General features: G+C 72.3%; 15 protein-coding genes. 4 read left to right on the top strand and 11 right to left on the bottom strand.

Features of this window, described 5'->3' with window-relative positions:
- Positions 1 to 22: 22 nt before the first annotated feature.
- Positions 23 to 1,216, bottom strand: a complete 1,194-nt coding sequence (gene macS, locus GFH48_RS28890; protein WP_153291036.1) for a MacS family sensor histidine kinase — start codon at positions 1,214 to 1,216, stop codon at positions 23 to 25.
- Between the two features lie 37 nt (positions 1,217 to 1,253).
- Positions 1,254 to 2,021: a lysophospholipid acyltransferase family protein gene (locus tag GFH48_RS28885; RefSeq protein WP_153291035.1), complete on the bottom strand. Its 768-nt coding sequence runs from the start codon at positions 2,019 to 2,021 to the stop codon at positions 1,254 to 1,256.
- A gap of 226 nt (positions 2,022 to 2,247) precedes the next feature.
- On the opposite strand from GFH48_RS28885, the gene GFH48_RS28880 reads away from it, so the two are divergent.
- On the top strand, positions 2,248 to 3,057 hold the full coding sequence (locus GFH48_RS28880) for an alpha/beta hydrolase (RefSeq protein WP_153291034.1): 810 nt from the start codon (positions 2,248 to 2,250) through the stop codon (positions 3,055 to 3,057).
- Positions 3,050 to 3,727: a hypothetical protein gene (locus GFH48_RS28875; protein WP_153291033.1), complete on the top strand. Its 678-nt coding sequence runs from the start codon at positions 3,050 to 3,052 to the stop codon at positions 3,725 to 3,727. The genes GFH48_RS28880 and GFH48_RS28875 overlap by 8 nt, the downstream gene beginning before the upstream one ends.
- A gap of 231 nt (positions 3,728 to 3,958) precedes the next feature.
- On the opposite strand, the gene GFH48_RS28870 is transcribed toward GFH48_RS28875, so the two are convergent.
- The 6 genes from GFH48_RS28870 to GFH48_RS28845 all read right to left on the bottom strand — a co-directional run bounded on the left by GFH48_RS28870 (position 3,959) and on the right by GFH48_RS28845 (position 9,382).
- Positions 3,959 to 4,711: an endonuclease/exonuclease/phosphatase family protein gene (locus GFH48_RS28870; protein ID WP_153291032.1), complete on the bottom strand. Its 753-nt coding sequence runs from the start codon at positions 4,709 to 4,711 to the stop codon at positions 3,959 to 3,961.
- 274 nt (positions 4,712 to 4,985) lie between these two features.
- Positions 4,986 to 5,939, bottom strand: coding sequence for an ROK family glucokinase (locus tag GFH48_RS28865; protein WP_153291031.1), 954 nt, complete (start codon positions 5,937 to 5,939; stop codon positions 4,986 to 4,988).
- A gap of 54 nt (positions 5,940 to 5,993) precedes the next feature.
- Positions 5,994 to 6,464: a DUF5304 domain-containing protein gene (locus tag GFH48_RS28860; RefSeq protein ID WP_153291030.1), complete on the bottom strand. Its 471-nt coding sequence runs from the start codon at positions 6,462 to 6,464 to the stop codon at positions 5,994 to 5,996.
- A gap of 57 nt (positions 6,465 to 6,521) precedes the next feature.
- Entirely contained in the window at positions 6,522 to 7,691 is a 1,170-nt protein-coding gene (locus GFH48_RS28855; protein WP_153291029.1) for an ArsA family ATPase, read from the bottom strand.
- 338 nt (positions 7,692 to 8,029) lie between these two features.
- Positions 8,030 to 8,476, bottom strand: a complete 447-nt coding sequence (locus GFH48_RS28850) for an SRPBCC family protein (protein ID WP_153291028.1) — start codon at positions 8,474 to 8,476, stop codon at positions 8,030 to 8,032.
- A 108-nt stretch (positions 8,477 to 8,584) separates the two neighbouring features.
- Complete coding sequence (locus GFH48_RS28845; protein ID WP_153291027.1) at positions 8,585 to 9,382, bottom strand: metallophosphoesterase family protein; 798 nt, start codon at positions 9,380 to 9,382, stop codon at positions 8,585 to 8,587.
- Positions 9,383 to 9,678: 296 nt separating this feature from the next.
- Between GFH48_RS28845 and GFH48_RS28840 the strand changes: the two genes are divergently transcribed.
- Positions 9,679 to 11,475, top strand: coding sequence for an AMP-dependent synthetase/ligase (locus tag GFH48_RS28840; RefSeq protein ID WP_153291026.1), 1,797 nt, complete (start codon positions 9,679 to 9,681; stop codon positions 11,473 to 11,475).
- 95 nt (positions 11,476 to 11,570) lie between these two features.
- Here the strand turns inward: GFH48_RS28840 and GFH48_RS28835 are convergent, their stop codons facing one another.
- Positions 11,571 to 13,220, bottom strand: a complete 1,650-nt coding sequence (locus tag GFH48_RS28835; protein ID WP_455431617.1) for a GMC oxidoreductase — start codon at positions 13,218 to 13,220, stop codon at positions 11,571 to 11,573.
- A 186-nt stretch (positions 13,221 to 13,406) separates the two neighbouring features.
- The gene (locus GFH48_RS28830) at positions 13,407 to 14,549 is read right to left on the bottom strand and encodes a glycosyltransferase family 4 protein (RefSeq protein ID WP_153291024.1); all 1,143 of its coding nucleotides are present in this window, start codon (positions 14,547 to 14,549) and stop codon (positions 13,407 to 13,409) included.
- A gap of 152 nt (positions 14,550 to 14,701) precedes the next feature.
- Between GFH48_RS28830 and GFH48_RS28825 the strand changes: the two genes are divergently transcribed.
- On the top strand, positions 14,702 to 15,931 hold the full coding sequence (locus GFH48_RS28825; protein WP_153291023.1) for a glycosyltransferase family 87 protein: 1,230 nt from the start codon (positions 14,702 to 14,704) through the stop codon (positions 15,929 to 15,931).
- 41 nt (positions 15,932 to 15,972) lie between these two features.
- Here GFH48_RS28825 and GFH48_RS28820 read toward each other — a convergent pair whose 3' ends face one another.
- Positions 15,973 to 17,169 (bottom strand): hypothetical protein, encoded by a 1,197-nt coding sequence (locus tag GFH48_RS28820; protein WP_194280708.1) that lies wholly within the window; start codon positions 17,167 to 17,169, stop codon positions 15,973 to 15,975.
- Positions 17,170 to 17,175: the final 6 nt, after the last annotated feature.

Below are 17,175 nucleotides of genomic sequence, written 5' to 3'. Positions count from 1 at the left end.
ATCGTCGCTCCGCCTTCCCCCGTCAGACCTTCGGTACCTTCAGTTCGACCTCGGTGCCCTGGCCCGGGACCGAGATCAGTTCGGCCGCGCCGCCCAGCTCGCGCAGCCGGCCGCGGATCGACAGGGCCACGCCGAGCCGCCCCTCCCCCTCGGCCTGCGCGAGGCGCCCCTCCGGGATGCCGGGGCCGTCGTCGCGCACGGTGACGATCACCGCGTCCGGCTCGTCCTCGACCAGGATCCACGCACGGGCGCCCTCCCCGACGTGCTCGCGCACGTTGTCCAGGGCGGCGCCGACGGCCGCGGCCAGCTCCCGGGCGGCCACCGGGGTCAGCGGCACCGGGGCGCCCGGCTCGGAGAGGGTCACGCGCGCGGTGGCGTACGGGGCGAGCAGCACGCGCAGATCGACGGGGCCCGCGTCGTCGTCCGGCTCCTCGACGGCCCGTACCACCGCGCCGAGCGCGGCGTCCTCGGACACCCGCGAGACGGGCAGCAGTCCGCCGGAGACCAGCGTGCGCAGCGCCACCTCCTGCTCGCCGGCCATCCGGCCGAGCTCCGCGGCCTCGCCGCCGAGGGCGCTGCCGCGCCGCTGCACCATGGCGAGGACCTGGAGGACCCCGTCGTGGATGTCCCGGGCGAGGCGCTCGCGTTCGCGGGTGGCCGCCTCTATCTCCAGGGCGCGGGCGAGGGTGAGCTCGGAGGCGCGGGCGACCTCGACGACGTAGCCGATGGCGATGGACGCGACCCAGACGAGGATCACGTTGTGGACGGTGTCGCGGGTGGGGGCGCCGCGCTCGACCAGGTTGGCGGCCGCGACGAGCGTGGAGGCGAAGGCCGCCCAGCGCCAGCCGCCCTTGATGGCGAAGGCCAGGACGGAACCCGCGGTCCATATCGACGGGAGCGTGGGTCCGCCGACCACGATGCTGTGGTGGGTGACCGCGACCGGCGTGAGCAGGATGCCGGTGAGCGCCACGGCCAGGTCGGCGGCGAGGAAGCGCTTCGTGCAGCTCGCCGCGTTCGCGACCCGGGGAAGGGTCGCCAGGGTCCAGACGAACAGGACGGCGTAGTAGCCGACGGCCACCCAGGGGTGGGCGAACCTGTCCGTCGCGGTGACGAAGAGCCCGATCGCGTACAGCATCGTGAGCACGCGGTACGCGGTGAGCGCACGCCACAGCGGCTGCTCGACCGACATCCTCATGACTCTCTCGCGCTTGGCCATGCCCCCACCCCCACCGCCACCGCCCCGACGAACGCGTCTAGGAGCCGCCCGCCCGTCCCTCTTCGGTCTCGGCCGCCTTCGCGGCCTCCTTCTGCGCCTGTTCGGCTTCCTTCTGCGCCTGCTTCTCGGCCTTCGCCGCGTCCGCGATCTGCCGCTTGGCGGCGGTCGCGTAGACGTCGACGTACTCCTGGCCGGAGAGCTTCATGATCTCGTACATGACCTCGTCGGTCACCGCGCGCAGCACGAAGCGGTCGTGCTCCATGCCGTTGTACCGGCTGAAGTCGAGCGGCTTGCCGATACGGATGCCCGGACGCATCAGCTTGGGCATCACCTTGCCCGGCGGCTGGATCTTCTCCGTGTCGATCATGGCGACGGGGATGACCGGGGCGCCGGTGGCGAGGGCCACGCGCGCGAGGCCGCCCGGCTTGCCGCGGTACAGGCGTCCGTCGGGCGAACGCGTGCCCTCCGGGTAGATGCCGAACAGCTCACCGCGCTCGATGACGTCGATACCGCTCTTGACCGCCGCCTCGCCCGCGCCGCGCGCACCGGAGCGGTCCACCGGGAGCTGGCCCACGCCCTTGAAGAACGCGGCGGTCATCCTGCCCTTGACGCCGGGCGTCGTGAAGTACTCCGCCTTCGCGATGAAGGTCACCTTGCGGTCGAGGACCGCGGGCAGGAAGAACGAGTCCGAGAACGACAGATGATTGCTTGCCAGGATGGCGGGGCCCTCGGCGGGAATGTTCTCGAGGCCTTCCACCCAGGGCCTGAAGGCGAGCTTCAGCGGCCCTCCGATGGAAAACTTCATGGCGCCGTAGATCAACCGAATGCCTCCTGTGTCGTCGCTCAGACCTTATCCCGGAGGACTGTCAAAGGACCCGACGACCCTGGTCGGTGTCAGTGCGGTCGCGTACGGTGAAGTACGCCCGGATCTCCGGGGTCGTGTTCCGCCTCCGTTCGGGTCGCCCGGCTTGTTCCGGTCCGCCCGCCCGGCTTGTCCCGTTCCGCCCGCCCCGACGAACAGGAGACCGAAGGTGCCGGTTCTTCCTGGAGCCGAGCCGTTCCGCCACGAGGGCGGAGAGGTCGGCGTCCTCCTCTGCCACGGCTTCACCGGGTCCCCCCAGTCGCTGCGTCCCTGGGCCGAGTTCCTCGCCGAGCGCGGGCTGACCGTCGCGCTCCCGCTGCTGCCAGGACACGGCACGCGGTGGGAGGACATGCAGCTCACCGGCTGGCAGGACTGGTACGCGGAGGTGGACCGCGAACTGCGCGCCCTCCGGGAGCGCTGCACCCGGGTGTTCGTCCTCGGCCTCTCCCTGGGCGGCGCGCTGGCCCTGCGGCTGGCGGCGAAGCACGGGGACGAGGTGAGCGGCGTCGTCGTCGTCAACCCGGCGAACAAGGTGCACGGGGCGGCCTCGTACGCCCTTCCCGTGCTCCGTCACTTCGTACCGACGGTGGGCGGCATCGCGAGCGACATCGCCAAGGAGGGTGTCACGGAGCTGGGCTACGACCGGGTGCCCCTGCGGGCCGCGCACTCCATGCGGAACTTCTACCGGATCGTCGACGGGGAGCTGCCCCAGGTCACCCAGCCGCTCCTGCTGCTGCGCAGCCCGCAGGACCATGTGGTGCCGCCGGTGGACTCGGCCCGCGTCCTGAGCCGGGTGTCGTCCACGGACGTGACGGAGATCCTGCTGGAACAGAGCTACCACGTGGCGACGTTGGACCATGACGCGGACCGGGTCTTCGAGGAGAGCTACTCGTTCATCGGCCGGCTCGCGCCCGGCGTCGGCGAGCGGTCCGGCGCGGTTCAGGCGGGTCAGCAGGAAGGGACGGCCACTGGTGGCTGAGCAGGACGCGGAGCGCGGCGAGCCCGACGAGAAGGGCGTACCCGTCGGCGGGCCCCCGGGGGACGAGCAGGGCGTGCCGTTCGACGAGGACGCCGCGTGGCAGGCGATCGTCGAGGGGTACGGCGAGGAGCCGAAGGATCCGCCCGGCGCGAAACCGTTCAAGTCGGTCGAGGGCCTGGCCCTCCTCGGTCCTGAGACGAACGGCACCTCGACCGGCCGCGGGGACGGGCCCGAGAAGCGTGACAAGGGCGACAAGAACGACAAGGGCGACCCGAGCGACCCCGGCAAGAACGACGAGGACGGGGACCGGCCCTCCGCCGCCGAGGCTCTCGGCAGTTCCGTCTCCTTCGCGCCCGGCGTCGGCGGTCCGCGCGACTACCGGGCGGCGGAGCCCGCCGAGGAGGACTTCGACGAGGACGACGAGGGCCATTTCGTGCCGCCCGAGCCGCCTCCGCTGCCGACCGCCGACACCACGGCCAAGTTCGCGTGGCTCGCCGTCATCGGCGGTCCGATCGTGCTGCTGCTGGCCGTCCTGCTCGGCTGGGACATGACGTGGTGGCTCGCCACCGTGGGCATCGGCGGCTTCCTCGGCGGGTTCGCCACCCTCGTGATGCGCATGAACCCCGACGACGAGGACGAGGACGATCCCGGACGGGGCGCGGTGGTCTGAGCCGGTCCCGGCACGTGCGTGCCGGGTCGGCTGTTCCGCACGTGCGACCGGGTCAGGAGCGCTCCGAAGTGGGCGTGTCCGGGCCGGCGTGTCCGGGCCGGCGTGTCCGGGCCGGCGTGTCCGGGCCGGCGTGTCCGGGCCGGCGTGTCCGGGCCGGCGTGTCCGGGCCGGCGTGTCCCGACCGGCGTGTCCCGACCGGCGTGTCCGGGCCGGCGTGTCCCGACCGGTGTCTCAGGACGCCGGCACTCTGAGGGCGGCCAGTACGGGCAGGTGGTCCGTGGCCGCCCTCAGGTCCGTCTCCGTCACGCCGGGCTGGCCCAGGGGCACTCCGCACCCCAGGATCTCGACGCCTTTCGTCGCGAGGACCGCGTCGATACGGCGGTGCGGCGCGTCGCGGATCCAGGTGTGCTCGGCGCCCCAGGGGCGGGTGGCCCAGCCGTCCTGGAGTGACGCCGCGAGGCGCTGGAAGGTGCGGCCGTCCGGGCGGTCGTTGAGGTCACCGCCCGCCACGGCGTGCGGGGTGCCGAGGGCGGCGAGACGGTCCAGGAGCATGCCGCCCTGCTCGTGCCGCTCGTCCGCGTCGAGCGACAGGTGGCAGCTCAGGACGCCCAGGCGGGCCCCGCCGAAGCGGACGACGGCCGTGGCGAAGCCGCGGCGGTGCAGACCGGGGGTGAGCGGGAGCAGGACGTCCTCGGTGCGCTCGACGGTGGCCCGCAGGGAGCACAGGAGTGCGGGGCCGGCCGCCGGGGCGCCACCGGAGAGGATCATCTGGCCGGAGGCGGCCGCGAGACGGGCCAGCTTCTTGCGCCAGCGGAAGAAGCGGGGGGCTTCCTGGATCAGGACCAGGTCCGGTGCGCAGGCGTTGATCACCCGCGCGAGGGCGTCGGTGTCGTCGCGCATCGAGCGGATGTTGTAGCTGAGCACCCGGACGACGGCGGAACCGTCGGGTTCGGTGCGGGAGTCGGGCAGCGGGGTCGTCGCCATGCGGATCAAGATACGGGGGCGCTCCGCCGGGCGGGCGGAAATCGGGGGCGGACCGGTTCCCGGCCGCGGCCGGGGGCGGCCGGTCGCGCGGTTGCCCGCGCCCGCTCCGCCGCGGTGTCGCGCCGCGGTTCCGGGGCCCCGCGGCTGACGCCCGCGCCCGGCGGACGTGCCGGCGCGCGGCCGTGCCCCCGCGGAGATCCTCACGGCACGACAGCGCCCGCCGGCTTCGAAGAGCGCGGCGGGCGGTGTCGGGTGACTGTGTGTGGCGGGGGCGTCACATGACCGGGTCGGGCTCCCGGGCCAGGTCCGCCGCGCCCACGAGGCCCGCCTTGTTGCCGAGCTGGGCGGCGATCACTTCGGCCACGGGACGCCAGTTGCCTCCGACGAGCCAGCGCTTGTACGACTTGCGGATGGGGTCGAGGACCAGCTCGCCCTCGTCCGACAGACCACCGCCGACGATGAAGGCCGAAGGGTCGAAGAGCGAGGCGAGGTCGGCGAGACCGGCGCCGGCCCAGCGGGCGAGCTCCCGGTAGGAGTCCACCGCGACCGGGTCGCCCTGCCGCGCCGCCATCGAGATGTGCTTGCCCTCGATGCCGTCGGGGTTGCCGTCGCCCAGCGCGAGCAGGATCTCCGCGTTCTCGGGGGTCGCGTTGGCCCGCTGCTTGGCGTAGCGGACGAGGGCGCGGCCGGATGCGTACTGCTCCCAGCAGCCCTGCGAGCCGCAGCCGCACAGCAGACCGTCCGGCACCATCCGGATGTGGCCGAACTCTGCGGCGACACCGAAGTGCCCGCGGCGCAGCTTGTTGCCGATGATGATGCCGCCGCCGAGGCCGGTGCCCAGCGTGATGCAGATGACGTTCCGGTGGCCCTTGCCCGCGCCGAACTTGTACTCGCCCCACGCCGCCGCGTTCGCGTCGTTCTCCACCACGACCGGCAGCCCCACGCGCGCCTCGACCTCGGCCTTGAGCGGCTCCTGCCGCCAGTCGATGTTGGGCGCGAAGTAGACCGTCGAGCGCTGGCGGTTCACGTATCCGGCCGCACCGATGCCCACGCCGACGATGTCGTGACCCGCGCGCGCGCCCTCGACGGCGGCGGCGATGGCGTCCACGATGGCCTGCGGCGTGGTGGGGGTCGGCACCTTGTGGGTCGAGAGAATGTTGCCTTCCTCGTCGACCACACCGGCCGCGATCTTCGTGCCGCCGATATCGACGCCGATGGTGAGTCCCATGAATCCCTCAGTTTCGGTCGAGCCCCGCTACGGCCAACCGTACCCGAGCGGCCTTTAGTCCAAGTCAATCCGCTCCCCCGGACCGGTGCCCTCGTCGCGGGGGCCGGTGTCCGGGGTCGTCCAGCGCCGTTCCTGTGCCTCGACGGCCGAGCGGTAGGCGGCGAGCAGCTCGGAGCCCGCGGCCGCGAGGTGGTCGAAGACATCGGGGTTGCGTTCGATGACCGGTTCGACGGCCGCCTTGGCCTGCTGCACGACCTGGCTGACCATCTGCTGGGCGGTGCCCGAGGCGATCGCTCCGAACAGCGGCGAGTTCAGTCCGGACAGCTTGTCGGCGACCGCGTCGACGAGCTTGCGCAGCTCCTCGGACGCGGATCCCGGCGGTGGTCCGTACTGGGTGCGGCGGCGGGCCTTCTCCGCCGCGAGATCCTCGGCGCACGCCTTCGCCCAGGCGTCGGCGTCACTGACGCGCGCTTCGTCCACCGCCTCGTGCTGAGCGGCGTCGGACGTGGGGCGCTCTTCGCTCATGACGGACTCCTGCCTACAGTTCCTCCCTTCGACGTTACCCGAACAGGGGTACCCGGTTCACCGTGTGCGCGGCCACAGATCCGGGTCCGGCGCGAAACGGATCCGCAGCTCTCCGTCGCGCAGCGCTGCGCCGTCCACGGCGCAGCGGCGCAGCGCGGACGGCAGCGGCACGATCCGGCGGAACTGGCCGACGGTGACGACCAGTTCGTCGCCCCTGCGGATCAGGTCCAGTTCCTCGCGTATCGCGCCGGGCAGCGGGATGTGCCACACGAGGACACCGTCCTCGGCGAGGTGGTCGAGGACGGGCCACTCGACCGGGGGTGGCGTTTCGTTGACACCGGGGACCGGGAGCGCGCCGAGGTCGTCGGTGCCGCGCGGGTCGCGGCCCAGGTGCGGCACCTCGTGGACGGCGTACGTCTCCCGCCACTCGTCGAGCGCCTTGTGCTGCTGAGCGGCGAGGGCACCCAGCCAGGTGTCCTGGGTGGCGGTGGGCAGTACGCGGTTGGCGAGCAGCGTCTCGACGCGCAGGCCGCGCACGGCGAGGCCGGTGACGGCGGTGCGGGCGGCGTCGGTGCCGGCGGGTCCGGGCTCGGCGACCACCCGTACGGTCGTGGCACGGTCCTCGACGACCGAGGTCACCGCGGCGAGGTCGACGTCCCAGCGCGCCGCCGTCTCGTACAGCCATTCGGCGGGCATCGGGACGCCGGCGAGGCGGCCGAGCACGGGCCGCAGGGCCCGGGCGGCCTGGCGTTCCGCGGGGAGCAGCCGGCGCAGATAGCGGCGGAGCTCCTCGGGGAGCGCGAGCAGGGCGAGGGCCTGTGGGGTCGGGGGGAGGTCCACGACCAGGAGGCCGTAGGTGTCCGAGGTCGCCGCGTCACGCAGGGCGCGCAGCAGGGCCAGTTCCTCGGCGCCGGGCAGGGGGGTGAGTTCCTCTGCGTCCAGCCGGGCGGCGCCGAGCAGGTCGAGGGCGGTGGTCGCGCGTTCCTGGAAGGCGGTGAGGTCCTCGCGGAAGCGTTCCGTCGCGTCGGGACGCCAGGTGGTGAGGCCGGGGGCGGCTTCGACGGGCTCCGCTCCCGTGCGGGTGCCGAGCGCGGCTCCGAGGGTGTCGGTGCGGTCGGCGCTCAGCAGCAGGGTGCGGGTGCCCTCACCCGCGGCTTTCAGCGCGGTGGCCGCCGCGAGGGTGGTACGGCCGGTGCCGCCGGAGCCGGTGATCAGGATGGTGCGCATGGGAGGGAACGCTACCCGCGCCGCGCGTCCCCGCCGCCCCGCCCCGTCGCCCGCACGCCGCTCCCGGAAACGGCACGCCGTCCGGGCTCGGCCCGGCTGCGGACCCACTTCGGCCCGGCTGCGAACTCGCGCCGGCCCGGCTGCGGACCCGCTTCGGCCCGGCTGGGAACCCGTGTCAGCCCATATGAGGATCCCTGTCAGCCCGCATGCGACCCCGGACGGGCACGGCTGCGGGCCTGGGTGGGCGCGGCTGCGAACCCGTGTCCGCCTCCGGGCGGACCCGCGTCGGTCCGTACGCCGACCCGGGTCGGCCCGGGTCGGCCCGGCCGCGGGCCGGGTCAGGCGGCGTCGCCCGACTCCACCCGCTTCTTCAGGCCCGCCAGGGCGCGGTCGATGATGACCTTCTCGGCCTTGCGCTTGATCATGCCCAGCATGGGGATCTTGACGTCGACCGTGAGCCGGTAGGTGACCTCGGTGGCGCCGGTGCCCGCGGGCTTGAGGAGGTACGAGCCGTCCAGGGAGCGCAGCATCTGGGACTTGACGAGGGTCCAGGAGACCTCGTGGTCGCCGGTCCAGGTGTAGCCCAGGGTCTGGTCGTCCTTGATGGCACCGGCGTCCATGACGAGGCGTACCTGCTCGGCGCGGCCCTGCCCGTCCGTGCCGAGCACCTCGGCCTCCTTCACCTCGCCGGTCCAGTCCGGGTAACGGGCGAAGTCGGCGATGACCGCCATGACGTCAGCCGGTGCCGCCTCGATCGTGATGCTCGAGCTGGTGTGTTCAGCCATCGCCGTGGCTCCTCCAGGTGCGGTCCGGTGAGGGAGGGGTGGTGCGCACGTCTGTGCAGCGTGAAGGCTACCGCGCGCCGACCGAACCATCGTCACCCCACCTGGGGTTCACCATTCCAGCGTCCAGGGCCTCCCCGATCCGGCGAAGTGCCCGACGTTCACGCACTCCGTCGCACCGATCCGCATCCGTCGGACGAGTGGCTGGTGGACGTGGCCGAAGAGCGCGTACCGGGGGCGGGTGCGGCGGATCGCGTCGAGCAGGGCGCGCGACCCGCGTTCGAAGCGGCGCGCCACCGTGTCGTACACCAGATCGGGCACCTCCGGTGGGATGTGCGTGCACAGCACGTCGACCTCACCGACCGCCTCGACCTTCGCCGCGTACTCCTCGTCACTGATCTCGTAGGGCGTCCGCATGGGGGTGCGCAGGCCGCCGCCGACGAAGCCGAAGACCCGGCCGCCGATCTCCACCCGCTCGCCGTCGAGGACTGTGGTGCCGGGTCCGGCGTACTCCGCCCACAACGGAGGCATGTCGACATTGCCGTAGGTGGCGTACGTCGGTGTCGGGAACGCGGCGAACAGCTCGGCGTACTGCTTGCGCACCGCCTTCTCGACGACCCCGAGGCGGTCCGCCCCCACGCCGGACCACAGCCGTGCCCCGAACTCGCGCGCCTCCGTGAAGCGCCGGGCGGTGCGCAGCTCGACCAGCCGGTCGGCGTTCTCCGTGCCGAAGAGGTCGGGGAAGATGCCGCGCGAGTGGTCGGCGTAGTCGAGGAAGAGCACCAGGTCACCGAGGCAGATCAGGGCGTCGGCGCCGTCGCCGGCCCGGGCGAGGTCACGTGCGTTGCCGTGCACGTCACTCACCACATGAATGCGCGTCCTGCGATTGCCGCCTGGTGTGGGTGCCATGGCGATCAAGCGTAGGCCTGTGCGGCAAACGTGAACAGAGGCGGTCGGACCTGCGGTTACTGGCACCCCGAGAAGAGCGTGGACTACTGTGCGCGAAGGAACGCCAACCTGTGTGACGCAGGGAACATCTCGCCGGGACCCCCTATCTAAACAGCCGTACCGGTGGGTAACGTCCGGGCAGTCCAGTCGTACTCAGGATTTCAACAACGATGTTCCCGAGTACCTGCCCGAGCCTTGGACCGCACCGTCGCATCACACAGAGTCGTGGCGCCGGCGCCCTATGAGGAGCAGCAGTCTTGCGCGAGTTCAGCCTTCCGGCTTTGTACGAGGTCCCTGCGGACGGAAATCTGACCGACATCGTCCGCAGAAACGCCGCGCAGCATCCCGACGTCGCCGTCATCGCCCGCAAGGTGGGCGGCACGTGGACGGACGTCACCGCCACGGTGTTCCTCGCCGAGGTGCGGGCCGCTGCCAAGGGCCTGATCGCCTCAGGCGTGCGGCCCGGCGACCGGGTCGGTCTGATGTCCCGTACGCGCTACGAGTGGACGCTGCTCGATTTCGCGATCTGGAGCGCGGGCGCCGTCACCGTGCCGGTGTACGAGACCAGCTCCGCGGAGCAGGTGCAGTGGATACTCGGCGACTCGGGCGCGACCGCCTGCATCGTCGAGCTGCCGGCGCACGCGGCTTCCGTAGCGTCGGTGCGCGAGCGGCTGCCCGCCCTCGAGCACGTCTGGCAGATCGAGGCCGGCGGGGTGGAGGAGCTGGGCCGTGCCGGCAAGGACGTCAGCGACGCCGCCGTCGAGGAGCGCAGCTCGCTGGCGAAGGCCGACGACCCGGCGACCATCGTCTACACGAGCGGTACGACCGGCCGGCCGAAGGGCTGTGTGCTCACCCACCGCGCCTTCTTCGCGGAGTGCGGCAACATCGTGGAGCGGCTGCGTCCGCTGTTCCGTACGGGCGAGTGCTCCGTACTGCTGTTCCTCCCCCTCGCCCACGTCTTCGGACGTCTCGTGCAGGTCGCGCCGATGATGGCGCCGATCAAGCTGGGCTGCGTCCCGGACATCAAGAACCTCACCGACGAGCTGGCCGCGTTCCGGCCGACGCTGATCCTCGGGGTGCCGCGCGTCTTCGAGAAGGTCTACAACTCGGCGCGCGCCAAGGCGCAGGCGGACGGCAAGGGCAAGATCTTCGACAAGGCCGCGGACACGGCGATCGCGTACAGCCGCGCGCTGGACACCCCGTCCGGTCCCTCGCTCGGTCTGAAGATCAAGTACAAGACCTTCGACAAGCTGGTGTACAGCAAGCTGCGCGCGGTGCTGGGCGGTCGCGGCGAGTACGCCATCTCCGGCGGCGCCCCGCTCGGCGAGCGGCTCGGGCACTTCTTCCGCGGTATCGGCTTCACGGTCCTGGAGGGCTACGGCCTGACGGAGTCCTGCGCGGCCACCGCCTTCAACCCCTGGGACCGCACGAAGATCGGCACGGTCGGTCAGCCGCTGCCTGGTTCCGTGATCCGCATCGCGGACGACGGCGAGGTGCTGCTGCACGGCGAGCACCTGTTCAAGGGGTACTGGAACAACGAGGCCGCGACCGCGGAGGCGCTGGCCGACGGCTGGTTCCACACGGGCGACATCGGCACCCTCGACGAGGACGGTTATCTCCGGATCACCGGCCGCAAGAAGGAGATCATCGTCACCGCGGGCGGCAAGAACGTCGCCCCGGCCGTGATCGAGGACCGCATCCGCGCGCACGCTCTGGTCGCGGAGTGCATGGTGGTCGGTGACGGACGCCCGTTCGTCGGCGCGCTGGTCACCGTCGACGAGGAGTTCCTGGGCCGCTGGTGCGCGGAGCACGGCAAACCGGTGGGTTCCACCGCGGCGTCGCTGCGCGAGGACCCGGATCTCGTACGTGCGATCCAGGACGCGGTCGACGACGGCAACGCCGCGGTGTCGAAGGCGGAATCGGTGCGGAAGTTCCGCATTCTGCCCTCCCAGTTCAGTGAGGAGTCGGGCCACCTGACGCCGTCCCTGAAGCTCAAGCGCAACGTGGTGGCGAAGGACTACGCGGACGAGATCGAGGCGATCTACCGGGGCTGACCCCGGCACGTCCGGCTCCGTCGCACGGCTCTACGGCTCTACTGCTTCATGGTTCTACGGCCGTCCGGCTCTGCGGTCGTCCGGCTCTACGGCTCTCATGGCGCGGTGTCCTCGGCGAGGATCCGCGCCATGCCGCGTTCCGCGAGCGCGGTGATCGTCACGAACGGGTTGACCCCGATCGAGCCGGGCACCAGTGAGCCGTCGGTGATGTACAGGTGCGGATAGCCCTTCACCCGGCCGTAGTTGTCCGTCGCCCTGCCCAGCACGCAGCCGCCGAGCGGGTGGTAGCAGAAGTCGTCGGCGAAGGTCTTGTTGTCGCCGAAGAGGTCGTAGCGGTAGATCGTCGCGTTGGCCGCGTTGATCCGGTCGAAGAGCTTCTTGGCCATGCTCACCGAGACCGCGCTCTGGGCCGCGGTCCAGCCGAGTTTCGCGGAGTCCGTGGCGGCGTCGTAGGTGAAGGACGCGCGCTCCGGGTTCTTGGTGATCGCCAGGTAGAGGCTGATCCAGTGTTCCAACCCCATGGGCAGCGGTGCGATTTCGGCGAACACGGGGTTGGCCGTGTTCGCCCAGTCGTCGATCCCCATCACGGGCATCGTGGACTGGTTGGCCCCGACGGTGTCCCAGATGTGGTTGGCGCGGCCGGTCATGACGTTGCCGTTGGTCCCCCAGCCCGCGCCCACGCTGGCGTCGAGGGCGGGCAGGGCGCCCGTCTCCCGGGCCCGGACGAGGAGTTCGGTGGTGCCGAGGCTGCCGCCGCCCAGGAAGAGGTACGTGCAGCTGTACTGCTTGGTCTCGACCACCGCGCCGGTGACGTCGATCCGGTCCGCGGTCAGGGTGTACGTCCCGTCGGCGGCGCGCTGGACGGCCCGGACCCGCTCCAGGGTGTGGATGGTGACGTTGCCGGTGCCCAGCGCGGCGGCGAGGTACGTCTTGTCGAGGCTCTTCTTGCCGTAGTTGTTGCCGTAGATGACCTCGCCCGCGAGCGCCGACTTGGTCGCCGTGCCGGCCGCCTCCCGCTGCATGTAGGAGAAGTCGTAGACGTTGGGTACGAACGTGGTCTTCAGGCCGGCGTTCGCCGCGGCCTTGCGGGAGGTGCGGGTGAACTTGTACCACTCGGTGGACTCGAACCAGGTGGGGTCGACCGTGTTGACACCGAGCATGGTGCGGGCGCGCGGGAAGTACGTGCTGTACATCTCGGTGGCGTCCACGCCGGGGAACTGTTCGGCGAAGTACGCCTGCGGGGGCGTGACGGCCATGCCGCCGTTGACCAGCGAGCCGCCGCCGACGCCCCGGCCGACGTACACGGACATGTGGTCGTAGTGGACGCGGTCCAGGACCCCCGGGTACCGGCCGATGTCCTTGTTGACGAGGTCCAGCCACAGGAACGTGGCGAGCGGGGCCTCGGTGCGGGTGCGGAACCACATGGAGCGCTGGTCGGGGGCGCTGGTGGAACAGAAGACCTTTCCGTCGGAACCGGCGGTGTTCCAGAGCCTGCCCATCTCGATGACGAGCGTGCGGATGCCGGCCTGGCCGAGACGGAGGGCGGCCACGGCTGCGCCGTAGCCGGAACCGATCACGATCGCGGGGGCGTTGTCGACGGCGGCGGGTTCGGTGGCGTGCGCGGACTGGAGGCCGATGCGGGTGAGGCCGACGGTGGCGGCCGTCTGGAGGGCTGCCATGCCCAGGATTTGACGTCTTGTCAGATGACGGTTCGTCATCTGACGATGGGTCACATTTTCTGTCATGTGCGCAGCATCGGCGGATTATTGGCTTCCGCCTAGGGGCTTCGCCGGGATTTCGGGGGTGGGGGCCTGTGTGCGGGGAAGTGTGCGGGTGCGTTGTGGTTGAGCGCCCGGTTCCTCGCGCCCCTGGGGAGTCGATGGCGGGGGCCGGGGAGGGGTGCGGGTCCGTGGGGGCTGCGTTGATTCCTGCTACAGGAGAGTCTTCAGGTTCTCCGCCAGGAGGTCCCAGCGCCACTTCTCCTCGACCCACTCGCGGCCCCGTTCGCCCATGCGCCGTCGGAGTTCCGGGTCGGCGAGGAGGGCGATGACGCGGTCGGCCGAGTCGTCCGGGGAACCGCCGCGCACCACCCAGCCCGTCTCGCCGTCGAGGACCGCGTCGGGCGCCCCGCCCGAGTCGCCGGCGACGACCGGAAGGCCGGTCGCGGACGCCTCCAGGTAGACGATGCCGAGGCCCTCGACGTCGAGGCCGCCCCGGCGGGTGCGGCAGGGCATCGCGAAGACGTCCCCGGCGCCGTAGTGGGCCGGCAGTTCCGACCAGGGCACCGCTCCGGTGAAGCGGACGGCGTCGGCGACCCCGGTCTCGTGCGCGAGCCGCCGCAGATCCTTCTCGTACGGGCCGCCGCCGACGATCAGCAGTACCGCGTCCGGCTGCGCGGCGAGGATGCGCGGCATGGCGAGGATGAGCGTGTCCTGCCCCTTGCGCGGGACCAGACGGGAGACGCAGACCACCACCGGGCGGTCCGTCAGACCGAGCCTGGCACGGACCTCGGCGCCGCCCGAACCGGGGTGGAAGGTCTTCTCGTCCACACCGGGCGGCAACTGGACCATGCGACCGGCCGCGTCCGGGCTCAGCGCGGAGGCGATCCGTGAGCGCGTGTACTCCCCCAGGTACGTGATCGTGTCCGTGGAGTCGCCGATCCGCCGCAGCAGCCCGCGCGCGGCGGGCAGCTGGGCCCAGCCGGCCTCGTGCCCGTGCGTGGTGGCCACCAGCCGCCCGGCGCCCGCCCGGCGCAGCGCGGGCGCCATCAGGCCGAGCGGGGCCGCCGCCCCGAACCACACCGACGTGCAACCGTGTTCGCGCAGCAGCCCGACGGCGCGGCGGGTGACGCCCGGCGTCGGCAGCAGCATCGTCGTGCGGTCGCGCACGACGGTGAAGGGCTGCTCGGCGTCGAAGGCCGCCGTCGCCTCGGCACCCTCCCGGCCGCGCTTCCAGGTGGAGGCGTAGACGACGAGCCGCTCGGGGTCCAGGCGCAGCGCCATGTTGTGCAGGAACGCCTGGATGCCGCCGGGGCGCGGCGGGAAGTCGTTGGTCACGATCAAGGTCTTGTGCATCGCGCCCGACAGTACCGAAACCCCCGCACCCCTACGCGTCCGGCACACACCCCGGCGCACGGCCCCGCTTCATGGCTCTCGCACAGTGCGGCGCGCCATCATGGCCCCACGCGCAATCGCACGGGACCGGAACGGACGAGGGCCAGGTGGGCATGACGGGCGCAAGGGGGGCGGGGTTCCCGTACGGACTGCTCGGGGCCTGGGGTCTGACCAGGCTGGTGCTGCTGCTCTTCGTCCTGCGGGTGTTCGTGCTGCCCGGCCCGGACGTCACCAGCGACGTCTCGGTGATCTACCAGGGCTGGTACGAGATCCTGCGCACGGGCACCTTCCCGCTGGACGACGTGACCTGGCAGTACCCGCCGGCCGCGTCGCTCGCGATCCTCTCCCCCGGGCTGCTGCCCTTCCTCGACTACCCGTCCGCCTTCTTCGTACTGGCCGTCCTCGCCGACCTGGTGGTGTTCGCTCTGCTGCGGTACGCCGGTGTGCGCCCCGGCAGGACGCTCCGCGGCGCCTGGGTGTGGGTGGCCGGCCTCCCGCTGCTCGGACCGACCGTCTACGCCCGTTACGACGTGATGGTGACGGCCGTGGCGGTCGCGGCGCTGCTCGCGGGGGCCCGTCACCCGCGCGTGATGGGGGCTCTCGCGGGCTTCGGGGCGCTGCTGAAGGTGTGGCCGGTCCTGCTGCTCGCCGGAGCGGTGAAGCGCCGCGCGTGGACCGCGGCGGCGGTGACCGGGGGCGGGATCGCCCTGCTGTTCTGGGCGGCGATGCCGGGCGCCTTCTCCTTCCTGGCCTTCCAGCGGGGCCGCGGCACCGAGGTGGAGTCGCTCGGCTCCCTGGTCTTCCACGTGGCCCGGCACTTCGGCTGGAGCGGTCAGGTGCTGCTCAACTACGGCTCGGTGGAGTTCCTCGGCCCGTACGTCGACGTGGTGAGCGCGGCGGCCCTGACGCTCACCGCGGCCGCCCTGGGCTGGCTGCTGCTGTGGCGGCTGCGCGGCGGGCGCCCTCGGTCGCACACCCTCGCCGACGCCGCGTTCGTGGCCGTCCTGATGTTCACGGCCACCAGCCGGGTCATCAGCCCGCAGTACATGGTGTGGCTGGTCGGGATCGGCGCGGTCTGCCTGTGTTTCCGGGGCAGCCGGATGGGCCTGCCGGTGGCGATGGTGCTGGGCGCGTGCGGGGCGACCGTGCTGGAGTTCCCGGTCTGGTTCTCGCACGTGGTGATCAGCGACTGGCTGGGCGTCACCCTGCTCCTCGCCCGCGACGGACTGCTGGTGGCCGCCGCGCTGCTGGCCGCCCGCGAGCTCTGGTGGGGCACCGTGACGCACCCGGCCCCGACACTGCCCGCGCAGGCCGCCCGCACCCGGGAGACCCTGACCCCCTGAGACGTTCCCGGCGGCGGCACCGGGCCGCTGCCGGACGGGGCTCAGCCGAGCTGGGCCCGCAGATAGGCCCGCCACTGCCCGGTGAACTTCTCCGGCGTCGTGTGCAGCACGTCCCGCAGCGCGCCCTCCACGGCCCCCGCCCGCTTCCCGTGGTCGCCCACCGCCCGGTAGAAGTCGTTCAGCCGTACCTCGCCCCAGCGGTCGGCGATCAGCCGGCAGGCCATCCAGCCGCCTTCGTACGCCCGCGCCAGCCGCGCCGCGTCCCCGGTGAACCCGAAGTCCCCGTCGGCCGGCAGCGCGGCCGGCGGCAGGCCGTCCAGCACCGCCCGCCGGAGCTCCGGCGCCACCTGCGCCGCCGTACGCCCGCTGCCGCGGTAACCGACCCAGTCCGCGTACCCCTCGGACAGCCACAGGGGCGTCGCGGCGGTCGTGTGGGCCCGGGTGGCGACGTGTGTCGTCTCGTGGGTGAGCACGACCTGTTTGCCGAGGTCGCCGAGCACGCCGTACGCCTCCGGGTTGACGATGATCCGGTCCGCGGGCGCCGTCGCCGAGCCGCCCGCCTCGCCGGTGGTGACCGCGGCGATCCCCCGGTACCCGGACGCCGACGCGCCGAGCAGCCCCGCCATGCCCTCCAGCGACTTCGGTACGAGGACGACGACGTGCCCCGCCCAGTCCGTGCCCCAGGCCTCGGACACGGCGGGCACCGCGCGGTCCGCGAGAGCCGCGTAGGCCCGCAGCCGCTCACCGGACTGTCCGACCCCCAGGACGAGGCTGTGCGCGCCCCGTACGGCCGTCACGGCGCCCTGCTCCCACAGCTGCCGGCCGGCCTTCTTGGCGGGTGTGTCGGAGGCGACCCGCCATCCCCCGTCGTCGTGGACCAGGCTCAGGGTGCGGGCGACCGTGACGGGTGCCCTGTCGTATCCCTCGACGCGGTAGCGCAGTTCCGCGTCGGCGGTGGCCCGGTCCCCGGAACGGCGCAGGCCGGTCAGGTGGTACGACCAGGCCGCCAGCGGGACGGCGCGCAGCCGCCGGAACTCGGCGACCCCGCCGGACGGTTCCTCGGTCGCGCGGTACGCCGCCTCGTCCCGGTCGAGGACCGCGGTCGCCCGCCGGTCGAGGACCCGCTGCACCTCGGCGGCCGCGGTGTCCGGAGCCGGATGTCCGCCGCAGCCCGCCAGCACGCCGAGCAGCAGCACCAGGGAACACCCCGCTCTCGACACACGCCCTCGACCTGCCACGTTCCC

Origin of the sequence: Streptomyces fagopyri, from assembly GCF_009498275.1 — a bacterium.
Taxonomy (GTDB): Bacteria; Actinomycetota; Actinomycetes; order Streptomycetales; family Streptomycetaceae; genus Streptomyces; species Streptomyces fagopyri.
The sequence above is the reverse complement of the archived record's forward strand: the minus strand, read 5'-3'. Positions and strand labels throughout refer to the sequence as shown.

Bases quoted from the DNA above. Each gene is read 5' to 3' on its own strand.
- GFH48_RS28835 (WP_455431617.1), bottom strand. From the start codon at position 13,220: ATGACAGAAAATGTGACCCATCGTCAGATGACGAACCGTCATCTGACA.
- GFH48_RS28845 (WP_153291027.1), bottom strand. From the start codon at position 9,382: ATGGCACCCACACCAGGCGGCAATCGCAGGACGCGCATTCATGTGGTG.
- GFH48_RS28855 (WP_153291029.1), bottom strand. From the start codon at position 7,691: ATGCGCACCATCCTGATCACCGGCTCCGGCGGCACCGGCCGTACCACC.
- GFH48_RS28860 (WP_153291030.1), bottom strand. From the start codon at position 6,464: ATGAGCGAAGAGCGCCCCACGTCCGACGCCGCTCAGCACGAGGCGGTG.
- GFH48_RS28885 (WP_153291035.1), bottom strand. From the start codon at position 2,021: ATGAAGTTTTCCATCGGAGGGCCGCTGAAGCTCGCCTTCAGGCCCTGG.
- GFH48_RS28830 (WP_153291024.1), bottom strand. From the start codon at position 14,549: ATGCACAAGACCTTGATCGTGACCAACGACTTCCCGCCGCGCCCCGGC.
- GFH48_RS28870 (WP_153291032.1), bottom strand. From the start codon at position 4,711: ATGGCGACGACCCCGCTGCCCGACTCCCGCACCGAACCCGACGGTTCC.
- macS (WP_153291036.1), bottom strand. From the start codon at position 1,216: ATGGCCAAGCGCGAGAGAGTCATGAGGATGTCGGTCGAGCAGCCGCTG.
- GFH48_RS28865 (WP_153291031.1), bottom strand. From the start codon at position 5,939: ATGGGACTCACCATCGGCGTCGATATCGGCGGCACGAAGATCGCGGCC.
- GFH48_RS28850 (WP_153291028.1), bottom strand. From the start codon at position 8,476: ATGGCTGAACACACCAGCTCGAGCATCACGATCGAGGCGGCACCGGCT.
- GFH48_RS28825 (WP_153291023.1), top strand. From the start codon at position 14,702: ATGACGGGCGCAAGGGGGGCGGGGTTCCCGTACGGACTGCTCGGGGCC.